Annotated in this window: 16 protein-coding genes; 5 read left to right on the top strand and 11 right to left on the bottom strand. The window is 63.9% G+C overall.

Features of this window, described 5'->3' with window-relative positions; genetic code table 11:
- Positions 1-144: 144 nt before the first annotated feature.
- From arsK to U1R88_RS31830, 5 genes are all read right to left on the bottom strand, one after another.
- Positions 145-1,335: an arsenite efflux MFS transporter ArsK gene (arsK, locus tag U1R88_RS31850; RefSeq protein ID WP_322434920.1), complete on the bottom strand. Its 1,191-nt coding sequence runs from the start codon at positions 1,333-1,335 to the stop codon at positions 145-147.
- A gap of 17 nt (positions 1,336-1,352) precedes the next feature.
- Positions 1,353-1,760 (bottom strand): arsenate reductase (glutaredoxin), encoded by a 408-nt coding sequence (arsC, locus tag U1R88_RS31845; RefSeq protein ID WP_322434919.1) that lies wholly within the window; start codon positions 1,758-1,760, stop codon positions 1,353-1,355.
- Positions 1,761-1,845: 85 nt separating this feature from the next.
- Positions 1,846-2,883 carry an alpha/beta hydrolase family protein gene (locus U1R88_RS31840; RefSeq protein WP_322434918.1) on the bottom strand — a complete coding sequence of 346 codons (1,038 nt, stop codon included), beginning with the start codon at positions 2,881-2,883 and terminating at the stop codon, positions 1,846-1,848.
- A gap of 135 nt (positions 2,884-3,018) precedes the next feature.
- Positions 3,019-3,507, bottom strand: a complete 489-nt coding sequence (locus U1R88_RS31835) for a heme-degrading domain-containing protein (RefSeq protein WP_322434917.1) — start codon at positions 3,505-3,507, stop codon at positions 3,019-3,021.
- Between the two features lie 128 nt (positions 3,508-3,635).
- On the bottom strand, positions 3,636-4,406 hold the full coding sequence (locus tag U1R88_RS31830) for a DUF899 domain-containing protein (RefSeq protein ID WP_322434916.1): 771 nt from the start codon (positions 4,404-4,406) through the stop codon (positions 3,636-3,638).
- Between the two features lie 393 nt (positions 4,407-4,799).
- On the opposite strand from U1R88_RS31830, the gene U1R88_RS31825 reads away from it, so the two are divergent.
- Positions 4,800-6,221 carry a M20/M25/M40 family metallo-hydrolase gene (locus U1R88_RS31825; protein ID WP_322434915.1) on the top strand — a complete coding sequence of 474 codons (1,422 nt, stop codon included), beginning with the start codon at positions 4,800-4,802 and terminating at the stop codon, positions 6,219-6,221.
- 73 nt (positions 6,222-6,294) lie between these two features.
- Here the strand turns inward: U1R88_RS31825 and U1R88_RS31820 are convergent, their stop codons facing one another.
- Together U1R88_RS31820 and U1R88_RS31815 are read right to left on the bottom strand one after the other, a co-directional pair.
- A complete protein-coding gene (locus tag U1R88_RS31820; RefSeq protein WP_322434914.1) occupies positions 6,295-6,942 on the bottom strand; it encodes a cysteine hydrolase family protein in 648 nt (215 codons plus the stop codon).
- A 158-nt stretch (positions 6,943-7,100) separates the two neighbouring features.
- Entirely contained in the window at positions 7,101-8,636 is a 1,536-nt protein-coding gene (locus tag U1R88_RS31815; RefSeq protein ID WP_322434959.1) for a BCCT family transporter, read from the bottom strand.
- Positions 8,637-9,083: 447 nt separating this feature from the next.
- On the opposite strand from U1R88_RS31815, the gene U1R88_RS31810 reads away from it, so the two are divergent.
- Positions 9,084-9,713 (top strand): DsbA family protein, encoded by a 630-nt coding sequence (locus U1R88_RS31810; RefSeq protein WP_322434913.1) that lies wholly within the window; start codon positions 9,084-9,086, stop codon positions 9,711-9,713.
- 33 nt (positions 9,714-9,746) lie between these two features.
- Here U1R88_RS31810 and U1R88_RS31805 read toward each other — a convergent pair whose 3' ends face one another.
- The 3 genes from U1R88_RS31805 to U1R88_RS31795 are packed head-to-tail and all read right to left on the bottom strand — an operon-like array spanning position 9,747 to position 11,801.
- Positions 9,747-10,481 carry an SDR family oxidoreductase gene (locus U1R88_RS31805; RefSeq protein ID WP_322434912.1) on the bottom strand — a complete coding sequence of 245 codons (735 nt, stop codon included), beginning with the start codon at positions 10,479-10,481 and terminating at the stop codon, positions 9,747-9,749.
- A 39-nt stretch (positions 10,482-10,520) separates the two neighbouring features.
- The gene (locus U1R88_RS31800; protein ID WP_322434911.1) at positions 10,521-11,375 is read right to left on the bottom strand and encodes an oxidoreductase; all 855 of its coding nucleotides are present in this window, start codon (positions 11,373-11,375) and stop codon (positions 10,521-10,523) included.
- Positions 11,376-11,426: 51 nt separating this feature from the next.
- Positions 11,427-11,801 (bottom strand): Atu4866 domain-containing protein, encoded by a 375-nt coding sequence (locus U1R88_RS31795; RefSeq protein ID WP_322434910.1) that lies wholly within the window; start codon positions 11,799-11,801, stop codon positions 11,427-11,429.
- Between the two features lie 131 nt (positions 11,802-11,932).
- Here U1R88_RS31795 and U1R88_RS31790 point away from each other — a divergent pair, with 131 nt between their 5' ends.
- The 3 genes from U1R88_RS31790 (at position 11,933) to U1R88_RS31780 (ending at position 14,929) form a co-directional block, all read left to right on the top strand.
- Entirely contained in the window at positions 11,933-12,841 is a 909-nt protein-coding gene (locus U1R88_RS31790; protein WP_322434909.1) for a LysR family transcriptional regulator, read from the top strand.
- 159 nt (positions 12,842-13,000) lie between these two features.
- Positions 13,001-13,885, top strand: coding sequence for a class I SAM-dependent methyltransferase (locus U1R88_RS31785; protein ID WP_322434908.1), 885 nt, complete (start codon positions 13,001-13,003; stop codon positions 13,883-13,885).
- A gap of 87 nt (positions 13,886-13,972) precedes the next feature.
- Positions 13,973-14,929: a phytanoyl-CoA dioxygenase family protein gene (locus U1R88_RS31780; protein ID WP_322434907.1), complete on the top strand. Its 957-nt coding sequence runs from the start codon at positions 13,973-13,975 to the stop codon at positions 14,927-14,929.
- Between the two features lie 53 nt (positions 14,930-14,982).
- On the opposite strand, the gene U1R88_RS31775 is transcribed toward U1R88_RS31780, so the two are convergent.
- Complete coding sequence (locus tag U1R88_RS31775) at positions 14,983-15,972, bottom strand: DUF808 domain-containing protein (RefSeq protein WP_322434906.1); 990 nt, start codon at positions 15,970-15,972, stop codon at positions 14,983-14,985.
- Between the last annotated feature and the right edge of the window lie 263 nt (positions 15,973-16,235).

Genomic DNA, 16,235 nt, shown 5'->3' with positions numbered 1-16,235 from the left:
ACATCAATCGGACATGCAAGACGCCTCGGAATTGGGCGGCACTGAATTGCCGGCGCGCAACAAGGCGATTTGAATGGAGGTATTAAGAAACCATAATGATGGTTGAGGTCCTGCAACGGTTTCTCTGCAGGCCCGCCATGTCTGTCAGCCGGGGCGTGCTACCAGGAAGCGGATCGCCAGGAAGGACAGCCCGCCGAGGCCTCCGACCAAGGCCGTCACCGCCAGGGACAGGCCGGCTCCGATGGAGGTCAGCGCGAAGGCAAAGGCAAAGGGCGCCATCGCGGCTACGATCAGGCGAGCGGCCATCACCTTGCCCTGTAGCGTGCCATAGCCCTCGCTGCCGAACAAAGCCAGCGGCAAGGTACCGATCACGATGCTGAACAGCCCGTTGCCGAGGCCGAACACCACTGCAAACACCATCGCGCCCGTGGTGGAGGGCGCCGTGAGGGCGAGCAGGGCCACGGAGGCCGGCATCAACGTCGCCGCAATCAGCGCCAAGCCTATCGGCGGAAGGTTGCGCCCGAACACCATATTGACCAGGCGGCTGAGCACCTGGGACGGGCCGAACAACGTGCCGATCACCGCAGCCGATGCCCCGAGCCCAAGGCCCGACAACAGCGGGATCATGTGGACCAGGATGGCCGCGACCACCAGCGACAACGCGGCAAATCCCACGAGCATCAACCGGAAACCCGTCCTACGCTGCGCGGGCGCGAGCTGGCCCGCCACCGCTGCCTGCTGGCCGATGGCCGCACCATCCTGCTTTGACAACCCAAGCGAGAGCCAGACATACAGAGGAAAACAGATCGCCAGATTGAGCCCGGCGAAGACGAGATAGACGTCCTGCCAGCTCATCCGCTCATGCAAAGCGGTGGTAACAGGCCAAAACACGGTGGAGGCAAAACCCGCGATCAGGGTGAGATAGGTGATGCTGCGCTGGGCAGCCCGCGGGCGGATTTGCACCAGCAGGGCGAAGGCAGCACCGTAGAGCACCAGGTTAGAGGCTGTCTCCATCGCGATCAGCGCCGCCACGAAGGCCGCGCTGCCCGGCGCCAGCGCGCAAGCAGCCAACGATGTCGAAGCAGCCAGGGAACCGACCGCCATCACCCGGCCTGCTCCGATCATGTCGATCAGCCGGCCAACCCAGGGCGCCGTGGCACCGCCAATCAGCAGCGCGGCCGAGAGCGCGCCGAAAACCCATTCGGTGGTCCAGCCCAGGCCCTTCGCCATGTCGGCGGCCAGGATGCTGAAACTGTAATAGAGCGTGCCATAGCCGATGATCTGGGTGACGCCCAGGGCGATGATGGCCGCGACGGGCGAGCGTTCCGTATGCATGTCTGGATCAGTCGCAATCAGGGCCGGCGATGAGTCACGATCTCGCCATTCTCCTTGGCGAAGCGCTCGACCGGCTGGTCGAGCAGGTCGAGCACCGCCTCGGAAGGACGGCACAGGCGCGTGCCGCGTGCCGTCTCGACGATGGGCCGATTGATCAGGATCGGATGCGCCAGCATGAAGTCGATGATCTCGCCGTCGCTCCATTTCGGGTCGCCCAGGCCGAGCTCGGCATAAGGCGTGCCTTTCTCGCGCAGCAAGTCACGCGGTTTCATCGCCATGGCGGCCAGCAATGCGACGAGCTTGTCCCGTGACAGCGGTGTGCCGAGATACTCGATCACCACCGGCTCCTCGCCCGACTGGCGGATCATGGCGAGGGTGTTGCGCGAGGTGCCGCAGGCCGGGTTGTGATAGATGGTGACAAGCATCGGCAGAGGGCTTTCGATCGAGGAGGCGCATCTGATGGTTGCGCTGCTCCGACAAAACACCCATCGCATGGGCGCGACCTGTGGCTCAAGGCCCTTGCCCTGCGCCAAGGTGCCGCCGGAAGAAGCCCAGGACCTCGGCGTTGAAGAGCCTGTGGAAAGCAATTCGGTCGAAACCCGCCCCATCCGTGCAGATCTCCGCCTCGCCGAAATCGGCAGCCGCCTTGGCGAGTTCGGGGCTACAGGGCGCCAGGAAAGCGAAATGCCCTGCCTTGGCGGCGACATGCATCTCCGGCGGGGCGGCGAGATTGCGTGCCACCGTCTCGGCATCCCCAGGCGCCACGCCGTCACCACCGAACTCGGAGGCCCATATCTGCACGGGAATCCGGACCGGCCGCAGGCCGGCTGCGGTGAATTGCACTCCCAGAGCCGGATCTACGATCACTGCTGCCTTGATGCGCGCATCATGCGCCAGCGCCCGGCCATCGGTCGCGCTGGCCGCGATCTGCTCGCACCACCGATTGCCGGGATAGGTCGGGCAGCGCCCGAGGATGAGGCGGAAATCCGGTGTGCCGCCGATGAGGGCAAGGCCGGTATAGCCGCCCCTGGAAAAGCCGAACACACCGATCCGCTCCGGTGCGATCCGGGCGGCGCCGGGCCAGGCCGCCAGCATGAAATCGACCAGCCGCCTGATGTCCTCAGGGCGTTCCAGCATGGAGACGATGTCGCCTGGCCGCCTCGTCGCCGAGCGGCCGCTATCCAGGGGATGGTCGATCGCCGCCACGATGAAACCGGCCTCGGCCAGCGCCTGCGCGGTGTCACGATGGCTGACGAAGGAGCCGCCGACGCCATGCGAGATCACCACCAGCGGCAATTGCGTGCCGGCAAGCGGACAGTCGCGCGCCGCTTCCACCACGATGGGGCCGAAGCGGTTTTCGGCGAGGGCGCCGCCGGCGCAGGGGTACCAGACGCCGCCGGCGAGCACCGGCTGGTCGCGATCGGCCGGAATCTCGATCAGGCTCAGGCCCGCCGCCAAGCCGGTGGTGGCCAGTTGCAGGACGAGCAGGACTACGGACAGGGAGGCAACCAGCAAGGCGCGCAAAGATCGCAGGGACGGCAAGGGCATCAGGCCTCTCCAGATCGGACATCGGGAGGCTTGTGTGCCCGGCCAAGGGCGTCGGGTCGTGCCGGATCGCGATCGAGGCCGTCCGCCGGCGTGATCCGGGTCCGGTCGACACCGGGCCTGCGGGCGGGAGGAGCGCTACAGTGCCTTCTTGCCGAAGCGCTGCTCGAGGAAGCGGGCGATGATCTCTACCACCAGCTCATGGTCGGCCTGCTGGGGCAGGCCGGATATGGTAATGGCGCCGACCAGGCCGGTACCCTCCACGATGATGGGAAAACTGCCGCCATGAGCGGCGTATTCCTTGGGATCGACCATGAAGCGATCATGGAAGGAGGGCCCGTCCGGCAGCGTCGATCGGCCCATATAGAAGGAGGAATGCCCGAACCGGTAGACCACCGCCGATTTGCGCGCGATCCAGTGGTCATTGTCCAGCGAGGTTCCGGCCAGCGCCGCATGGAAGAGCTGCTGGCTGTTGCGACTGACATCGATCGCCACCGGCAAGGCGCGCTCGCGGGCGATACCGAGCGCCAGCGTGCCCAGATCGATGGCGATGTCGTTGTCGAAGGCCGGGAAGGTGAGCACCGTCTCCTGGCGCAGCAGCTCGCTCAGCGTGATCTCGTCGGGCATGTCGGCCTCCTTGCCCGACGATCATGCGGGGGCCCGTCCCTCCTGGCAAGACGGCGGGCGAACTCCCGCACAGGCAAGGCATGCATCCGCTCCGTCACCAGGTGGAGAGGAAGACACCGCAGGCTTTCCTATTTGCGGAAGCTCGCCTCACCCGCATCCGAGACCTCGACCCAGCGCTTGTCGGGTGCCGCGCCGGCGACATAGGCGTCGTTCCAGTTCCACCATTTATAGGGCGGCGTCTGCGGGTAGCCTTCGGGCGAATCCTCCCAGATCTCCTGGCGGCCGAGCGGGGTAATGTCGAGATAGTTCCAGGTACCGCCCATCTGCTCGTCGCCGCGGCTGTTGACGAAATAGGTGCGGAAGATCCGCTCGCCGTCACGGTAGAACACGTTGGTGCCGTGCCACTCGCCAACGCCGAAGTCCCAGTCGAAGTCGTCGAGCACAGTGTACCACGGCATGGTCCAGCCCATGCGCTGCTTCAGCCTGGCGATATCGCCTTGCGACGCCCGCGAGAGGAAGACGAGCGTGGTGTCGCGGGCATTGAGATGGGAAAGATGGGCGACCTGGTCGGCCACCATCGAGCAGCCCCGGCAGGCATGGTCAGGCCAGCCGAATACGCCCGGTTCGAAGAAGGCGCGATAGGCAATGAGCTGGCTGCGGCCCTCGAAGAGCTCGGCAAGGCTGGCTCGCCCCTGCGGCCCCTCGAAGACATAGGCCTTCTCCACCGCCATCCAGGGCATGCGCCGGCGCTGGGCCGCCAGGGCATCGCGGGCGCGGGTATGCGCCTTCTCCATCGCCAGCAGCCGCTCATGCGCCGCCTGCCACGCCGCAGGCGAAACCACCGGCGGGGCGTGCATGCCCGAGGCATCGTTCCGTTCGTTTTCGGCTGATGTCGTCATCGCAAATCTCCTCATCCGAGCTTGTGGCGCCTCGCGCACCGAGCGCATCGGCGCACCGCCCCTGGCTCTTTTTCGGTGAGGAGAGAGTGCCACCGGGACACGGAGGGGTGGGAGTAACAAGTGTGGCGGCATTCGGCAGGCGGATGATCCACGCAAGCGGAAGCAAGATGCCCCTGGTCACCCCGTGCATGCCCGAATGCCGGGCAGCGACTCGCCCCGTTCCGGAACGGCCAGAGACAGATATGTTGATCGCCCCGCCGCAGCTTGTTGCTGGAGGTTTTTTGATTAGGGTGAGCAGGAGAGAGAACCTGTAAAGAAGAAAAAGAGCCGTAAAAAATTAGAATACCAAGAGGAAAAGTTATGAAATTGGGTCAATCTATTCTTTCAAATTGCGTGGCAATTTTTGGTATTGCCGCTCTTATCGGTTCAACATCCCCGCTTGCAGCACAGGAATCCGACAAGACCGTCGATCTTCTTCAGCAGCTCCTGCGCTTCGACACATCGAACCCGCCGGGAAGGACGCTGGAGGAAGTCACCTACCTCAAGAAGGTCTTCGACGATGCCGGCATCGAAAACGAGATCATCAAGACCCCCAAGGACGGGGTGGCTCACTTCATCGCCCGCCTGAAGGGCAATGGCAGCAAGAAGCCGGTGCTTCTGGCTGCCCACTCCGATGTGGTGCCGGTCGAACGGCACACCTGGAGCGTCGATCCTTTCGCCGGCGAGATCAAGGACGGCTACGTCCTCGGCCGCGGTGCCATGGATTTCAAGGGCGGACAGGCGGTATTCGTCCAGGCCCTCCTCCAGCTCAAGAAGAGCGGCATCGCGCTGTCGAGGGATGTGATCTTCCTGGCCGAGGCCGATGAAGAAGCCGGCGACTACGGCACCGACTGGCTGGCGAAGAATCACTGGGACAAGATCGACGCCGAATTCGTCTTGAACGAAGGCGGCTGGATCTTCCAGGACAAGCAAGGCGTCACCCGGCAGGTCAACATCACGACGCGTGACAAGATCTATGCAGGCCTCAGGCTGAAGGTGACGGGGACGCCGACCCATTCCTCGCGGCCGCAACCGGACAGCGCCGTCGGCAAATTGACCCGAGCCCTGGCGAAATTGTCGGTGTGGGACACCGAGCCTACCCTCACCGGCCAGACCAGGGCCTATTTTCAGGCGCTCGCCTCGAGCGCAAGCGGGCAGATGAAGCGCGACCTCCAGACATTGGCCTCGAGCAGCGACCCTTCGGCGCTGAAGAAGGCCGGGAAACGCGTGTCCGCCACCGGCGACTATCCGCTGCTCTGGCATGCCCTGATGCGCAACACGGTGGCGACGACGATCATCAAGGCCGGGGTGAAGGAAAACGTCATTCCCGGCACGGCCGAGGCCTATGTCAATGTGCGCCTCGTTCCGGGCTCGACACCCTGGGATGTGCGAAGCCAGGTCGAGAAGGCCATCGCCGATCCGGATATCAAGATCAGCGTCGATTCCACCCTGCCGGAAGCCGACGCCAAGGCCTACTACAAGAAGCGCACGGAAGCCGAGGCATCGCCGACCGACACGCCCCTGTTCAAGGCTCTCGAAACGGCCGGCAAGAAGACCTGGCCCGAGGCCACGGTGGTTTCGGCCCTGTTCGAGGCCGGCACCGACGCTTCCGCCTGGCGCGACCGCGGCATACCGACCTATGGCATCTATCCCTACCCGCTGGACAATGAAACGCTGGAGCGCATGCATGGCAATGATGAGCGCATTGCCGTCAAATCCTTGAAGGAGGGCACGGCTTTCATCTACGACACGCTGGTCGGCGTGGCCGCGAAGTAACCGCAGGCCGTTCTTCCCGCAGGTGGAAAGGGCGCTTGGAACGCGGCGCCGGGATTGCCTGGTGCCGCGAGCCTCATTCCGTTGCCCGAGCCATCATCCCGGTCAGGGTCCCGCTCTGCGTCAGGATGGCATCGCCCATATAGGCGAGCGAGGTGAAACTGCGCTCGGCCGCTTCCTTGTTGCCGGTGCCGCAGGCATCCTGGACGATGACGGGCACGAAACCGAGATCGGCACCGTGGCGGGCCGTCGGCTCGATGCCGATCTCGATGGCGACACCCATGATGGCGAAGGCGGTCAGGCCGCAATCGCGCAGGATGGTGGCAAGCGGCGTGTCGGCGAAGGCTGAGAAGGTGATCTTGTCGAGGATGGCTTCGTCCTCGCGCGGCGCCAGTTCCGGCGTGATCTCGAAGCCCGGCGAGGAGCGCAGGAACCAGGGCTTCACCGCGCCGGGATCCTCGGTGCGCTGCCAGGCCATAGCCTGGCGATACTGGAAACGCCCCATCAGTCTGGGCGGCATCGACATATGCCTGAGGAAGATGACGCGGTAACCGCCGGCGCGCGCCGCCGCGAGCACGGCGGCATTGCGCGCGATGATGGCGGCACCATCGGCGATCTGGCTGAGGATGCCCGCCTGCATGTCATAGACGACGACAGCCATGCGGTCGGGCCGGCAGAGCTCCGCGAGGGAGCCGTGAAGTTCGAGACCGAAGGGGTTCTTCATGGCGTTCGGCTCCTTGCGGCAATGGCAGCCGGCCAGCGACGACCGGCGCCGTGACTGCCCCGCACCTTAAGGCGAGCGCGTCCGCAAATCATCCCTCCCGCCCCTATGAAAACGGGCGGGTTCTGCCCGCCCGTCCGCATCGTTGAGAATCGGCGGGCCTATTCGGCCGATTGCACTGCCTTTGCATCCTGCAGGGCGGCATGGGTTTCCAATTCGTCCAGGAGCCCCTTCCAGAGCGAGACGCACAGGCCGATCATCACCAGGAGGAAGGGAGCGGCGGCAATGATCGAGGCCGTCTGCAGGCCGGCGAGGCCGCCCATCACCAGGAGCACGCAGGCCGAGGCACCGGCGAGCAGGCCCCAGAGCACCACGATGCCCGCCCGCGGATGCGGAGCGCCCCGGCTGGAGAGCATGCCCATCACCACCGAGGCGGCGTCCGCGCCGGAGACGAAGAAGATCGCCACCAGGAACATGGCGATGGTCGAGGTCACCGTCGCCATCGGATATTGTGCCAGCAGGGCGAACAGCGATACCGGCGCGCCTTGGTTCTTGACCGCTTCGACCAGGCCGCCGGCACCCATCATCTCCGAATGGAGGGCGGTGCCGCCCATGATGGTGAACCAGATGAAGGTCACGGCACTGGGGATCAGCAGCACGCCAACCACGAATTCGCGGATGGTACGGCCGCGCGAGATGCGGGCGATGAACACGCCGACGAAGGGCGCCCAGGAGATCCACCAAGCCCAGTAGAAGATGGTCCAGTTGGCCAGCCATTTGCCATCGCTGAAGGCGGCGGTGCGGAACGACATCGAGACGAGGTCACTGAGATAATAGCCGAGCGATTCGATCAGCGTGTCGAAGATGAACACGGTTGGGCCGAAGGCCGCCAGGAAGAACAGCAGCAGGACCGCGATCACCATGTTCATGTTGCTGAGGAACTGGATGCCCTTGCCGACGCCGGAGACCGCCGAGAGGATGAAGAGCACCGAGAGCACGGCGATGATGGTGAGGGAGATGGCAGTGGATTCGCCGGTGCCCCACAGATAGTTCATGCCGGAATTGATCTGCTGCGCGCCGAGGCCGAGCGAGGTCGCGGTGCCGAATAAGGTGGCGATGATCGCCAGCACGTCGATGGTGCGGCCGATCGGACCGTGCACCCTGTCGCCGATCAAGGGCTGGAAGGCGCTGGACATCAGGGTAGGCAGATCGCGGCGATAGCTGAAATAGGCGAGCGCCAGGCCGACGACGGCATAGATCGCCCAGGGATGCAGGGCCCAATGGAAATAAGCATATTGCATCGCCACGATCGCCGCTTCCTTCGATTGCGGCTGGGCGAGGCCATGCGGCGGCGTGCCGAAATGCGACACCGGTTCTGCCACGCCCCAGAACATCAGGCCGATGCCCATGCCGACGCTGAACATCATGCAAACCCAGGAGACCGTGGAGAATTCCGGCTTCTCGTCGTCATGGCCGAGCTTGATCCGGCCGAAGCGGCTGAAGGCCAGGAAGCCCGCGAAGACGAGAAAGAACGCCGTCGAGACGACGAAGCTCCACCCGAAGGTATGGATGATGCCGTTGAGCGTCGCCGTTGCGACACTTGTGAGGCTGGCGGGAAAGAGCGTTCCCCATAATACGAAGCCCACGACAATAGTAAGCGCTGGCCAGAAAACACCAGAATCCGATCCACGAAGCATTGCGCGTGACAAGACGATCGTTCCTCCCCCGTTAAAGCGGGCGCTTCATCGTCTGCGAGCCGGGATTTCGACATCCGCGAGTCCCAATAGCCACGCCCCTACGTCATAGTGCCGCGATATACCTTTGCAATCCGCCCCAGTACCGACCTTCGGGGTTCCGAATCCGACCCCGGCTTCGGAAAGCCGGCAGCCGCCGCCGCTGGGACCAGCCGGCCTCGTTCGAACGGAATGCGTCTCGGGCCCCCCCGCAGGCCCTCGCACGCCATGATCCGCGCCGCAAAACGGGCATTCGTTCACGCGAATGCAATTCCCACTGGCGCATCTGTGATTTGCGTGCGAGGCCGGTGGCATGGAGACTGCCGCCAACCCGTCGAATCGGGCTGCGGGCCTGAGGCCCGCCATGGCAAGGCGCGTGTGAGCACGCGATTGCGATCGCAAGGACCCATCATGGCATCTCGGCGTGTCTCGCCCCCGCTTCTCGCGGCTTTCCTGTTCTTCGTCGTCGGCCTTCTTAGCCTCGTGCCCTTGCAGAGTGGCGCCCGTGCGGCCTCTGCCGACATCGACGTGAACGACATCATCACCGATCCCTCCTCCCCCGTGCTCGGCAATCCCAAGGGCAAGGTCACCATCATCGAGTTCACCGATTACCGCTGCCCCTATTGCCGGGTGATGCAATCGCGCCTCGACGCCCTCCTGCGCGAAAACAAGGAAATCAGGCTGGTGATCAAGGAATGGCCGATCTTCGGCGAAGCCTCGGTCCATGCCGCCAAGGTGGCACTCGCGGCCAATTGGCAGGGCAAGTATGGCGCGGTGCATGCCGCCCTCTTCGCCCTGCCGCGCACCATGGACAAGGATGCCGTGCGCGAAGCGGCCGGCAAGGCCGGCGTGGACCTCGTCAGGCTCGACAAGGACCTTGCCGCGCGAGGCCCGGAGATCGCCGCCATGCTGGCCAGGAACGACGTCGCGGCCCGCCTGTTCCAGCTCCAGGGCACGCCCGGATTCGTGATCGGCCATGACGTCTATTTCGGCGCGCTCAGCCTGGAACAGCTTCGGCGCTATGTGAAGACTGCGAAGTAACCAGGCTCAATAGCCGGCAAATGAAGCCTTTCCTCAATGCGGGCTCGCCGTCGGCCGCACCACGATCTCGCTGACATCGACATCATCGGGCTGGCCGATAGCATAGAGAAGCGAAGCGGCCACGGCCTCCGGACTGATGGTGACGGCCCGGAACGCCTTCATCGCTTCGCGCGCGATGGGATCGCCGATCGAGTCGGCAAGTTCGGACGTGGTGGTGCCGGGCGAGATCACCGTTACGCGAATGCGGTCCGTCTCCTGGCGCAGGCCATCCGAAATGGCCCGCACGGCAAATTTGGTGGCGCAATAGACCGCGGCGGTGGGCGAAACGTGATGGCCGCCGATCGAGGAGACATTGACGATCTGGCCCGCCCCCTGCTCCTCCATGATCGGCAGCGCCGCGGCGATACCGTAGAGCACGCCCTTGATGTTGACGTCGACCATCCGGTCCCATTCCGCCACGCGCAGCGCCCCCAGCGGGGAGAGCGGCATCACACCGGCATTGTTGACCATCACGTCGAGCCGGCCAAAGGCCTGTCGCGCAAAGCCCGCAAAGGCACCGACCTCGGCCTGCGAGGTCACGTCGAGGGAGCGTACCTTCACCTCGCCGCCATCGGCCGCAATCGCCGCGGCAAGCTTCTCCAGCCTGTCGGTGCGACGCGCGCCGATCACCACCTTGGCACCGGCGGCCGCCAGCATCCTCGCACTGGCTTCGCCGATGCCGCTGCTGGCGCCGGCGATGGCCACGACTTTTCCTGCAATTGCACTCATCTCATGATCCTTGGTTGCATCGTCGCTCTCGAAGGGACGTCAGGCCTTGGCCGGGTCGGGGAAGTCGGCGCTCAGCGTCGTCTCGGCCCAGCTCTCGAAATTGAACCGTAGCGCCTCCAGCCGCTCGCGGGCGATGCGCAGGGCCGGCGCGCCGAGTAGCAGGCGCAGCGGCGGCTCCGGCGCCTCGATCGCCTTGATGATGGCAAGCGCTGCGCGGGCGGGGTCGCCGGGCTGCCGGCCGGTAACGGCCCGTGTCTGTTCGCGGCGTTTGCCGGCTGTCTGCGCATAATCGGCGACGACGGTGGACGCCTCCACCATGGAACGGCCGGCCCAGTCGGTGCGGAAGGCGCCCGGCTCGACGATCGTCACCTTGATGCCAAGCGGCGCGACTTCCTGGGCCAGCGATTCCGACAGCGCCTCCACGGCAAATTTGGTGGCGTGGTAATAGCCGGTCGCCGCAAAGGCGACGAGGCCGCCCAGGGACGAGATGTTGACGATGTGCCCGCTCCGCCGCGCCCGCATGCCGGGCAATATCCGCTTGGTGACGTTGATCAGCCCGAAGACATTGGTTTCGAACTGGGCCCGGATCGCCGCATCCTCGCCCTCCTCGATCGCCGCCAGATAGCCATAGCCGGCATTGTTGACGGCAACGTCGATGCGCCCGAACCGTGCCTCGGCCGCCGCCACGGCGTTCTCGATCGCGCCGGCATCGGTTACGTCGAGTTGGACGGCGAGCGCGCGCTCGCCATGCTCGGCGGCGAGATCGGCCAGCATTTCCGGCCTCCGTGCCGCCAGGACCGCCCGCCATCCCCTGGCGAGAACGGCTTCGGCCAAGGCCCGGCCGAGGCCGGAGGAGGCCCCCGTGATGAACCAGACCGGTATTTTGATCGTCATGTCCGTATCCTTCGTTCTCGGCCGGAGCGCGGGCTCCGGCCCGGCGCCCGCTCAGCGGCGCCGAAACACCATGCCGCCGTGATGCAGCGTGTCGCGGTCGACGAATTCGCCATCCGCGGTGAAGCCGGTGTCGTCCCAATAGTCGATATGGCTGCCGCGGACCTCGTAGCGGCCGCGATAGGCGCTCCTGCGGCTGCCGCGTGCTTCGTCGTAGCGCCCGTTCGGCAGCAATTCCTGCCGGATATGGTCGTCATCGGTGACCCACATCCCGACATAAGGATGCTCCGTCATCTTCGTCTCGCTTTCGGTGATCGGCCCACGGGCGGGAGAGGGCGTGTCCGTGGCCAGCGCCGGCTTGGTTGCCGTCAGCAGGATCGGGATCACCATGGAGGCTGCGATCTGCCTGGCAATGCTGCGACGGGCCATGCCATCCTCCCCGCATCAGGGTCCTGTTTCATGCGCAACCGACAGCCGGCCTCGCTGGAAAACATCCTAGATCGGTCGATTGGTACGATCGAGTTGCCAATCAGAAATGACCTGGTTAGATTATCTAACCAATGACAGATACGTTCGAAGGCATTTCCACGTTTGTTGCGGTAGCGGAGGCCGGCAGTTTCCGCCTCGCGGCTGAGCGGCTGGGCGTCACCCGTTCGGCTGTCAGCCAGGGCTTGCAGCGCCTGGAGGATCGCCTCGGCACCGCGCTCGTGCAGCGCACCACGCGCAGCGTGCGCCTGACCGAGGCAGGCGAGCAGCTCTACCAGACTGTCAGTCCGCCCTTGTCGGAGGTGAAGACGGCGCTGCGGGCCGTTCAGGACGAACGCGGCCGCCCAACCGGCACGCTCAGGATCAGCGTCTCATCGATTGCGGAGACCTTCCTGTCCGGCGCGGCCCTGACGGGATTCCTGCAGGCCTATCCCGGCATCCGGCTCGACCTCACGGTGACGGACGAGGAAGACGACATCGTGCAGGCCGGCTTCGATGCAGGGGTGCGGCTGGGCGAGGTGATCGAGCAGGACATGGTCGCCATTCCCGTTTCGGGCGAGCAGCGCCAATTGGCGGTGGCCTCGCCCGACTATCTCGCCCGCTGCGGCGCCCCGCAGCACCCACGCGATCTCCTCGCCCATGACTGCATCGGCTGGCGCGCCCGGCCGGACCTTGCTCCCTATCGCTGGGAGTTCACCGAAAACGGCCGCGACTTCGAGATCGCCGTCGAGCCCAAGGTGACGACCAACGACATGGGCACCATGATCCGGCTGGCCTGCGCTGGTGCCGGCATCACCTTCGGCGTCTACGACACTTTCCGCAGTTATCTCGATCGCGGTGACCTGGTGCCGCTGCTCGAAACCTTCGGTCCCCCCTTTGCCGGCTTCTATCTCTATTATCCACGCCGCCAGCGCCAGCCAGCGAAGCTGCGGGCGCTGGTCGATCATCTGCACAAATGGACGCGCCATGGCGGCACGTCGTGAAATACGATGGGCAGATCGCTTTCTCGGCCATGCAAGTTGACTAAGCCGCATAACTCACTGAACCGACTGGACAAGCGACGTAAAATTTACGCGGATATGATTGACAGCCACACCTAAACGGACAACTTGGGAAGGAATGCTTCTATAGCGCAGGAAGAAATGACCAATCCACTTCAGCAGATTTTTCGCCGGGTACGAGCGGCAAAATCGAAAGAAGATATCGAAGAATTCCATTTGACCGATGGATATGTTTTCTCCGAGCCTTCGTCGCAGAATGCAGTCGATTTGATCCCAGGATGGAATCACGCCTTCCCGCCGGAATTGGGCATCCAGGCGGGGCCTGCCCATATGCACGAGGACGGCAGGATCCATTGGGCCGTCGAACAATTCGGGCCCATCACAGGCCGGCGCATTCTCGAATTGGGTCCCCTGGAAGGGTCTCATTCGATGATGCTGGACAGGCTCGAGCCCGCGGTCCTCGACGCGGTGGAAGCCAACAAGAAGGCGTTCCTGCGCTGCCTGATCGCCAAGGAGATCTTCGGACTGCAGCGCGCCCGTTTTCACCTCGGCGACTTCGTCAAATGGCTGGAGCGAAAGGACCCGCCCTACGACCTCATCGTCGCCTGCGGCGTTCTCTACCATATGGAAGAGCCGCTACGATTGCTCGAACTGCTGGCGGCAAGGACCGACGCGATATATTTCTGGACGCATTATTTCGACGAAACTGCCATGCCGCCCGAAGATCTCCGGCGCGTCCCGTTCAAGTCGCAAAAGCCACCATACAAAGAACTTTGCCACGACATCGCGTTTCACGGCCGGAATGTCAAATTGCACGAGCGCAGTTATTATGGCGCCTGGAAGAAATCGGCATATTGCGGTGGCCCGGTCAATCGACATTACTGGATGGAGAAAGAAGACCTTCTTGCTGTTCTGGGTGTTCTGGGGTTCGACGACCTGCGCATCGCCCATGACGATCCCCAGCACGTTAACGGTCCGTCATTTTCCGTCTTCGCCCGGCGAACGATTCAGCAGGCTGAAAGGTGAGGCAACGTGTTGGGGCTAGCGAATTTCATCCGTCGGGGCATCAAGACCAAGTCGAATAAAAACGAGCGCCAAAAGGAAAGCCCCTTGGTGCTCGAGCGGAAATTCCGGGAAACCTACGTCGCGGAGAGGCCGGTCGATCTCGAAGCCGTCGAGGAGTTTCGCGGCGATGCCTTTCCCATCAGCGGTCCGGCCTGCTGGCTCGACCGGCCCAACGCATTGCTGGAAGTCGAACGTCGCCATGCCGCCGGCGAACTCAGCGACGACGAAGCCGCGATGTGCAAGCAATGGATATTCGAGGGTTACTACATTGCGCCCGGCCTGATCGAAGCTGAACTCCTCGATCGCATCTGGACGGCCTATGAAAAAGCGATCGCCGAGGGGACGATAACCGCCCCCTCCGAAACCCGTGGCCCCGACGACATCCATCCCGGCCGTACGCTCGATCCTCACATCCCGGTGCCGATCCTCCGCGAGCTGCAGCAACACCCCAGCATATTGAGAATTTCCGATCTGCTATTCGGACGAAAAACTCTGCCGTTCCAGACCATCATGGGACATAAGGGCAGCTGGCAGGGCCCGCATTCCGATACGATCCACATGACGACCTATCCCCTGGGCTACATGCTGGCCAGTTGGGTCGCCTTTGAGGATGTCGGCGCTGATTGCGGGCCTTTGGAATATTATCCACGCAGCCACAAACTTGTACCTCCCCTGCTGAGCGGAGAACTCGGTATTCCGCCCCGGGCCTTCAAGGAAAATATGGGCGTCTACAGTTCACGCTATGAGCCGACCATCCGGCACTACATCGACATGCTGGGCCTCGAGCCGAAATACTTCCTCGCCAAGGCCGGGGACGTCCTGTTCTGGCATGCCGACCTGCTGCATGGCGGCTCGCCCCGCAAGGATCTCAAGCTTTCCCGCAAGGCAATGGTCTGCCACTATTTCGCGCAAGGCGCCTTCACCTATCACGACCTTTCCGGCAATGCCACGCGCCTGCACAAGAACGGACTCTATGCCCCTCCGGCGATCGACGAGCGCCTCTGATGTCCTCCGGCGGGGTATCATCCGGGCATGCGAATAGGAACCTGCTCTCGATATCAGGCGGTGCGAGGCTTTGGCCTGAAGCGGCGCCAGATCGGCGCGACGACATAGCTGATCACCGGAATGGTCACCAATCCCACCACAATGCCTGCCAGCCCGGAGCCCGCCGCCTGCACCAGCCATGACACCACTCCGCCGGCCGCCGGCAGGCTATGTGCCGCGGCTTCGGCGGCCTCGTGGAGCAGATGGCTGAGCCGCCCCAGGCCGTAGGTCTCGAAGCCATGCAGGATGATGCCGCCGCCGACCCAGATCATCGCCGCGATGCCGACCAAGCCGAGTACCTTCAGGAAATAAGGCATGCCCACGACCAGGCCACGGCCCATTCCGCGCGACAGGCGGCCCATTAGCGAAGGAGAAGTAGCCTTCGCCATCGCCACGCCGAGGTCGTCGGCCTTCACGATGAGGGCGACCACGCCATAAACCGCTGCCGTGATGCCGATACCGACCACGGCCAGGATGACGGCCTGCGCCACGAAGCCACTGTCGGGAACGGAGCCGAGCGTGATGGCCATGATCTCGGCCGACAGGATGAAATCCGTCTTGATCGCGCTCGCGACTTTCTGGTCCTCGAAGGACTGCGCATTGGGGTCGATCGAAGCGAGTTCCGCTTCATGCTGATGAGCCGCGTGCGGCACGACAAGTTCGTAGATCTTCTCCACGCCCTCATAGCAGAGGTAGACACCGCCGATCATCAGCAGGGGCGTGATCGCCTGCGGCGCAAACAGGCTGAGCGCGAGCGAGGCGGGCAACAGGATCAGAAGCTTGTTCTTGAGCGAGCCGGCGGCGATCTTGGCGATGATCGGCAGTTCGCGCTTGGCCGCAAAGCCGGTGACGTAGCGCGGCGTGACAGCCGCATCGTCGATGACGACGCCGGCGGCCTTGGCACCTGCCTTGGCAGCCTGGCCGGCAATGTCGTCGAGTGATGCAGCAGCAACCTTTGCCAAGGCAGCGACATCGTCGAGAAGGGCTATCAGGCCAACGCTCATTGCACCCCCACTTCAGCTCCAGAGCAGTCAATACTGGAGAGGCGTGCTTCGTTTCAAGTCCAGGAGCGCCATTATGTGCCCGCGCTCGGCGGCAATCACCGTCGTGTTTAATCTTTCTGGGTGGTGTATGCGCCCAAACAAAAACCCCGCGGAGCGTGAGCTCACACGGGGTTTTTGTGTTTGGACTTGGTTGCGGGGGCAGGATTTGAACCTGCGGCCTTCAGGTTATGAGCCTGACGAGCTACCGGGCTGCTCCACCCCGC

It is taken from the genome of Labrys sedimenti (genome assembly GCF_034424805.1).
GTDB lineage: Bacteria > Pseudomonadota > Alphaproteobacteria > Rhizobiales > Labraceae > Labrys > Labrys sedimenti.
The sequence above is the reverse complement of the archived record's forward strand: the minus strand, read 5'-3'. Positions and strand labels throughout refer to the sequence as shown.

Coding starts and splice junctions, on each gene's coding strand:
- arsK (WP_322434920.1), bottom strand. CDS start 1,335: ATGCATACGGAACGCTCGCCCGTCGCGGCCATCATCGCCCTGGGCGTC.
- arsC (WP_322434919.1), bottom strand. CDS start 1,760: ATGCTTGTCACCATCTATCACAACCCGGCCTGCGGCACCTCGCGCAAC.
- U1R88_RS31840 (WP_322434918.1), bottom strand. CDS start 2,883: ATGCCCTTGCCGTCCCTGCGATCTTTGCGCGCCTTGCTGGTTGCCTCC.
- U1R88_RS31835 (WP_322434917.1), bottom strand. CDS start 3,507: ATGCCCGACGAGATCACGCTGAGCGAGCTGCTGCGCCAGGAGACGGTG.
- U1R88_RS31830 (WP_322434916.1), bottom strand. CDS start 4,406: ATGACGACATCAGCCGAAAACGAACGGAACGATGCCTCGGGCATGCAC.
- U1R88_RS31820 (WP_322434914.1), bottom strand. CDS start 6,942: ATGAAGAACCCCTTCGGTCTCGAACTTCACGGCTCCCTCGCGGAGCTC.
- U1R88_RS31815 (WP_322434959.1), bottom strand. CDS start 8,636: ATGCTTCGTGGATCGGATTCTGGTGTTTTCTGGCCAGCGCTTACTATT.
- U1R88_RS31810 (WP_322434913.1), top strand. CDS start 9,084: ATGGCATCTCGGCGTGTCTCGCCCCCGCTTCTCGCGGCTTTCCTGTTC.
- U1R88_RS31805 (WP_322434912.1), bottom strand. CDS start 10,481: ATGAGTGCAATTGCAGGAAAAGTCGTGGCCATCGCCGGCGCCAGCAGC.
- U1R88_RS31800 (WP_322434911.1), bottom strand. CDS start 11,375: ATGACGATCAAAATACCGGTCTGGTTCATCACGGGGGCCTCCTCCGGC.
- U1R88_RS31795 (WP_322434910.1), bottom strand. CDS start 11,801: ATGGCCCGTCGCAGCATTGCCAGGCAGATCGCAGCCTCCATGGTGATC.
- U1R88_RS31790 (WP_322434909.1), top strand. CDS start 11,933: ATGACAGATACGTTCGAAGGCATTTCCACGTTTGTTGCGGTAGCGGAG.
- U1R88_RS31785 (WP_322434908.1), top strand. CDS start 13,001: ATGACCAATCCACTTCAGCAGATTTTTCGCCGGGTACGAGCGGCAAAA.
- U1R88_RS31775 (WP_322434906.1), bottom strand. CDS start 15,972: ATGAGCGTTGGCCTGATAGCCCTTCTCGACGATGTCGCTGCCTTGGCA.